Source organism: Oleiphilus sp. HI0080, from assembly GCF_001635135.1.
This window is the reverse complement of the sequence record NZ_LWFU01001059.1, coordinates 1-1068: the sequence shown is the minus strand read 5'-3', so window position 1 is coordinate 1068 and position 1068 is coordinate 1. Positions and strand designations below refer to the sequence as shown.

2 protein-coding genes are annotated in these 1068 nt (G+C 47.7%); both read right to left on the bottom strand.

Annotated elements, in window-relative coordinates; translation table 11 throughout:
• On the bottom strand, window positions 1-222 hold a 222-nt coding region (locus A3751_RS19630; protein ID WP_197466540.1), incomplete at its 3' end, for a rhomboid protease N-terminal domain-containing protein.
• On the bottom strand, window positions 219-1068 hold an 850-nt coding region (locus A3751_RS19625; RefSeq protein ID WP_068458630.1), incomplete at its 5' end, for a metallophosphoesterase. The genes A3751_RS19625 and A3751_RS19630, both read right to left, overlap by 4 nt.

Below are 1068 nucleotides of genomic sequence, written 5' to 3'. Positions count from 1 at the left end.
TTTTTTTGAGGCATTTACTTGCTGTAAACGCTCCTTCAACTCTGGATTTTGGAGATAAGATTGCAAGGCTTCATTGACCTGCTCTGCCATCGAGTCATCAACCAAAATCAATACCTGCTCGCCATCGGACTCGACAACGCGGTGCTGAACACCATTCTGGTTCAGCCAGGTTGAAAATGGCCCAAGATCTTGGTCAATCGCTAAGCGTGCAAGTTCGATCATGACGGAGAGACATCCACCCAAACAAATTTTTCCGGCTTCAGCGTGCGCTCATCGTCCATACGATAAGCCACCAGCTTGCCATATTTTACGGCGCTGTAATCTAGGCAGGCGACATTATCGGTAATCGGTGCGGGCAAACCCGACATCCAGTAATGGCCGACAAAAACCGGAACTTCAGTATGATTGTAATACATCAACTGATCGAGCTCTGCGTCCGACAAAGGTCTATTCATAAGTTTGTCAGGCAAGGGGTCAGGCTGAAAGACGACGTCAGAATAAATCTTTGGCTCTTCGTTCCAAAACTTGGTGCGAAACACATTCCGAATGTAGCCATCTTTACTAATAATTGTTTCACCATCAGGCAGCTTTAGGGAGGTACCCCGTGTTAAACGATCAACCATTTTCTCCAAAAAGGTGCCACTTCTCGCGGAAGCGTACAGCATATCCATGGTCAGGCAATGGTCTGGACTGAGGGATTTGAAATGCTCTATTGCGTGATGGTCCCAACAGGCATGAACAACACGAAAGTGCCCCTTATCCAAAAACAAAGGGATGCTGTGAAACCACTCTAAAAAACACTGCCACTCTTTTGGATGTGCCTCAAACTCTTCCAGCGTTTCGCGAATCAGGCGATGGTTTCGCGCGTTGTGCTCACGAAGGAAAATATGGTCTTCCTCGTCGCGCCCACGCGTGCAATAACACATAGCATTGTATTCGTGATTACCCAAAACAATCTCGGCTTCACCCGCGTCCACCATATCTTTCACAAGATGCAACGCTTCGCGAATACGCGGCCCTCGATCAACGATATCACCAACAAAAATCACTTTACGCTCGTCATGCCGG